The organism is Parvibaculum sp., assembly GCF_049672805.1.
In the GTDB taxonomy this organism is placed as follows: Bacteria; Pseudomonadota; Alphaproteobacteria; order Parvibaculales; family Parvibaculaceae; genus Parvibaculum.
On the sequence record NZ_JBATWS010000349.1, the window covers coordinates 1 to 4,131 of the forward strand.

Consider the following 4,131-nt stretch of genomic DNA (forward strand, 5'->3'; position numbering starts at 1 on the left):
CATCAGCACCATGAGCAGCGCCTTGTCGAAAAGCGGCACCATGCAGAGAACAATGCCGGAAAGCGCGATCAGCCAAATCAATGTGCGCAGCCACATCAGGCCCGCCGCGTAGGCTGGCAGATAGCCAAGCCGCGCCCAGAAATAGATCTGTGTGCCGATTTCGCTCCAGAAACTGGTCCTCTCGGTCGCATAAACCGCGAGCACCACCGCTGCGAAAATGGGGAAGGTTTCGAGAAAGTTTCGGAGCGCGCGCTCCATTCGCCCGGCAAAGCCTGTGGCGGGGCGTGGTTCATCAACCATTCCGGTAGCGCCTAGCCCTTCCTGTCGAACATAGGCAAGGCCATAGAGACACACTTGCGCAATGCCCAGTACGGAGGCCCAGAAGAGCATGGCAATTTCGATGGTCATTGCGTCTTCCCTTTTGTCCGCGCCTGCGCTTCCACGGCTTGTCGACCCATCAGCCTGTATGCTTCAGACATCAACCGTGTGGTTTTTTCTCCTGCCGGTTCGGCTTTTGCAAGCCGCGCCGCCTGGCCGGACCAGAGCTGCATGAATTCGGCGCGTTCCGATTTTGCGCCCGCGCTGGTCAGCGGTGCAACAAGGGGACGCTGCGCGGGGAAGGGTGCTGCCTGATGCTCGTAGGGATGAAGGTCTTCGGTCAGCCTTGTGCGGATGGCGCGGGCAGGGCGGCCGGAAAAGAGTTTCGTCACCACAGTCGAGTGGTCGGAAGCTTCGCTGAGTGCCTTGCGGTGGACGGGATGCACCTGCGCTTCCGGGCAGAGCAGATAGGCGGTGCCAAGCTGTACACCTGCCGCGCCCAGCATGAAGGCAGCAGCGATGCCACGCTCATCGCCGATGCCGCCCGCTGCGATGACGGGCACATTCACCGCATCGACAACTTGCGGCACCAATGCCAGCGTTCCGACCGTGCCGAGATCGACATGATCGAGAAAGGTACCGCGATGGCCGCCTGCTTCATGGCCTTGCGCGATGATGGCATCTGCGCCGCCTTTTTCCAGCGCGCGTGCTTCTGCCGCTGTCGTTGCACTGCCGATGACTGCCATGCCTGCCTTTTTCAGCCGATCCACAATGTCGGGCGCGGGAAGGCCGAAATGAAAGCTCGCCACGCGCGGGCGAAGTTCGAGCAGCAGCGCGAGTGCTTCCTCGTTGAAGGCTGGTGAGGGAACGGAAGGGGCGGGGACGTCGCCCAGACCCAGTTCCGCGTAATGCCGCGCAAGGGCTGCGCGCATGGGCGCTGCGTCATAGGTCGAGAGGTCGGGTTCGTCGTGGACGAAATAATTGAGGTTGAAGCTGCCATTGGTCATTGTGCGCAAGGTCGCAACTTCCTGGCGCAGCATCTCGGGCGGCATCATGGCAACACCAAGAGCACCAAGACCGCCCGCATTTGATACGGCAGCGGCAAGGGCGGGCGTTGCAGCGCCTGCCATGGGCGCTTGCAGAATGGGCAGGTCGATACCGAGAAGCCCGGTCAGTGCGGCGGTCTTGTCCATCTTCTCCTCCTGTCCTCCTGATCCTTCACCACCCTACACCCGGAACGCGCAACTGCCTCCCCTTTACCTTTAGCGCGCGAGGGGGCACACTCGATCCATACCGAGGGGGGCCGATTGCAATCGGCTGAGATGGACCTGTCGCAGGCCACCACCCTTAGAACCTGATCCGGGTCATGCCGGCGAAGGGACGGGAACAGCGTTGCAAGTCATATCCCGCCTTTTTCCGGTCGCGACTCGCCTATGGCGAGGAGGAGAGGATGATTTTCTGGCGCTGGATAGCGGGCATTCTGGGCGCTTCGCTGATGATTGGTGAAGCGATCCGAAGCTGGGGCATGGGCCGCCCCTTTCTCTTCGTTGCTGATGATTTCTTTATCGGTATCCCGCTCGTCGTGACGGCGCTCCTGATGGCGCAGGACACACATGCGCGCCGCGCCGCCTTTGCAGGCGCCTGGGGCGCAACGGCGGGCATGCTCTATCCGAGTTTCTTCGGCAAGCTGATCGCGCCGAGCGAAAGCGCCGCTGCCCAAACCAACATTCCCTTTGATTTTCTGACGGTGATTATCGGCGTCGCATTTGCGGTCGCCCTTGCCGGCCTTGTTGCCAGCGTCACCGTCAAACAGGCCGCCAAGGAGTAAGCAAATGAGCCTTCCCGAAAACACGCTCCCGAAGGTGACCACCGGGCCACTGCCTGCCAGCACCAAGGTTTTCACATCGCCCGCGGGCTTTCCTGATCTGCGCGTTCCCTTCCGCGAGATTGAGCTTCACCCGTCTGCGATGGAGCCGCCGGTGCGCGTCTATGACACGTCCGGTCCCTATACGGACCCGACAGCGCAGATCGATCTCGAAAAGGGTCTGCCGCGCATCCGCGAAGCATGGATCGAAGCGCGGGGCGGCACTGAACTTTATGACGGCCGGAAGGTGAAGCCGGAAGACAATGGCAATGTCAGCGAGACGCATCTTGCCCCTGCCTTTCCGATTGCGCATCGCCCGCGCCGGGGTCTGCCCGGCAAGCCGCTCACGCAATATGAATATGCGAAGGCAGGCATCATCACGGCTGAAATGGCCTTCATTGCCGAGCGGGAGAATATGGGCCGCAAGCGCGCGCTCGAAAATGCCGCACACAGGATTGCAGAAGGCGAAAGCTTCGGCGCGAACATTCCCGAGTTCATCACGCCGGAATTTGTGCGGTCGGAAGTGGCCGCCGGACGCGCCATCATTCCCGCGAACATCAATCACCCTGAACTTGAGCCAATGATCATTGGCCGCAACTTCCTCGTGAAGATCAACGCGAATATCGGCAATTCTGCCGTGGCGTCATCCGTCGCCGAAGAAGTGGACAAGATGGTCTGGGCGATCCGCTGGGGCGCGGACAATGTGATGGACCTCTCGACGGGCCGCAACATTCACAACACACGGGAGTGGATCATCCGCAATTCGCCGGTGCCGATTGGTACCGTGCCGATCTATCAGGCACTCGAAAAAGTGGATGGCATTGCCGAAAATCTCACATGGGAGGTTTATCGCGACACGCTGATCGAGCAGGCAGAGCAGGGCGTAGACTATTTCACCATCCATGCGGGTGTGCGCCTTGCCTATGTGCCGCTCACGGCAAAGCGTGTTACCGGCATAGTCAGCCGTGGCGGCTCCATCATGGCGAAGTGGTGCCTCGCGCATCACAAGGAAAGTTTCCTCTACGAACATTTCGAGGAAATCTGCGACATCATGCGGCAGTATGATGTTTCCTTCTCGTTGGGTGACGGGCTTCGCCCGGGCTCCATAGCCGATGCCAATGACGAAGCGCAGTTTGCCGAACTCGAAACGCTGGGCGAACTGACGCAGATCGCCTGGGCGAAGGGCTGTCAGGTGATGATCGAAGGGCCGGGTCATGTGCCGATGCACAAGATCAAGGTCAATATGGACAAGCAGCTCAAGCATTGCGGTGGCGCGCCTTTCTACACGCTCGGGCCGCTCACGACTGACATTGCGCCGGGCTATGACCACATCACGAGCGGTATCGGCGCTGCGATGATCGGCTGGTTTGGCACGGCGATGCTTTGCTATGTGACGCCGAAGGAACACCTCGGATTGCCGGACAGGCAGGATGTGAAGGAAGGTGTCATCACCTACAAGATCGCCGCGCATGCCGCCGATCTTGCAAAGGGACATCCGGCAGCGCAGCTCCGCGATGATGCGCTTTCCCGGGCGCGTTTCGAGTTCCGCTGGGAGGACCAGTTCAACCTCTCGCTTGATCCGGAACGTGCGCGCGAGTTTCACGACCGGACGCTGCCCAAGGAAGCGCACAAGGTCGCGCATTTCTGCTCCATGTGCGGGCCGAAATTCTGCTCCATGAAGATCACGCAGGAAGTGCGCGATTATGCAGAAAGCGGTATGGCGGAAATGTCCGACAAGTTCCGTAATTCCGGCGGCGAGATTTATCTCGAAGAGGAAAGTGCTGCGGTGAAGGCGGCAAACAGGGCGCTTTCCGGCAAGGCAGCGGAATAGCCGTCTGTCATACTGCGCACAAGATTTCACCGATGGCGGGAGATCGTTTACACTCCCGCCATCAGCAACAATTTTCTCCGGAAGAATGACTGACGTTACCTCTCTCGTTTTCCTTCCC

At 60.1% G+C, this 4,131-nt stretch carries 4 protein-coding genes and 1 riboswitch; of the genes, 2 read left to right on the top strand and 2 right to left on the bottom strand.

What is annotated here, in order from left to right:
* Window positions 1-408, bottom strand: a 408-nt coding sequence (locus tag WBF74_RS10990; RefSeq protein WP_424439518.1) for an MAPEG family protein, incomplete at its 3' end; no start/stop codon positions are given.
* Window positions 405-1,511: an NAD(P)H-dependent flavin oxidoreductase gene (locus tag WBF74_RS10995; RefSeq protein ID WP_424439521.1), complete on the bottom strand. Its 1,107-nt coding sequence runs from the start codon at window positions 1,509-1,511 to the stop codon at window positions 405-407. The genes WBF74_RS10995 and WBF74_RS10990, both read right to left, overlap by 4 nt.
* A gap of 93 nt (window positions 1,512-1,604) precedes the next feature.
* Window positions 1,605-1,716: riboswitch (TPP riboswitch) on the top strand.
* 52 nt (window positions 1,717-1,768) lie between these two features.
* Between WBF74_RS10995 and WBF74_RS11000 the strand changes: the two genes are divergently transcribed.
* Together WBF74_RS11000 and thiC are read left to right on the top strand one after the other, a co-directional pair.
* Window positions 1,769-2,146, top strand: a complete 378-nt coding sequence (locus WBF74_RS11000) for a hypothetical protein (protein WP_424439524.1) — start codon at window positions 1,769-1,771, stop codon at window positions 2,144-2,146.
* A 4-nt stretch (window positions 2,147-2,150) separates the two neighbouring features.
* Window positions 2,151-4,013 carry a phosphomethylpyrimidine synthase ThiC gene (thiC, locus tag WBF74_RS11005; protein WP_424439527.1) on the top strand — a complete coding sequence of 621 codons (1,863 nt, stop codon included), beginning with the start codon at window positions 2,151-2,153 and terminating at the stop codon, window positions 4,011-4,013.
* The last annotated feature ends 118 nt before the right edge of the window (window positions 4,014-4,131 follow it).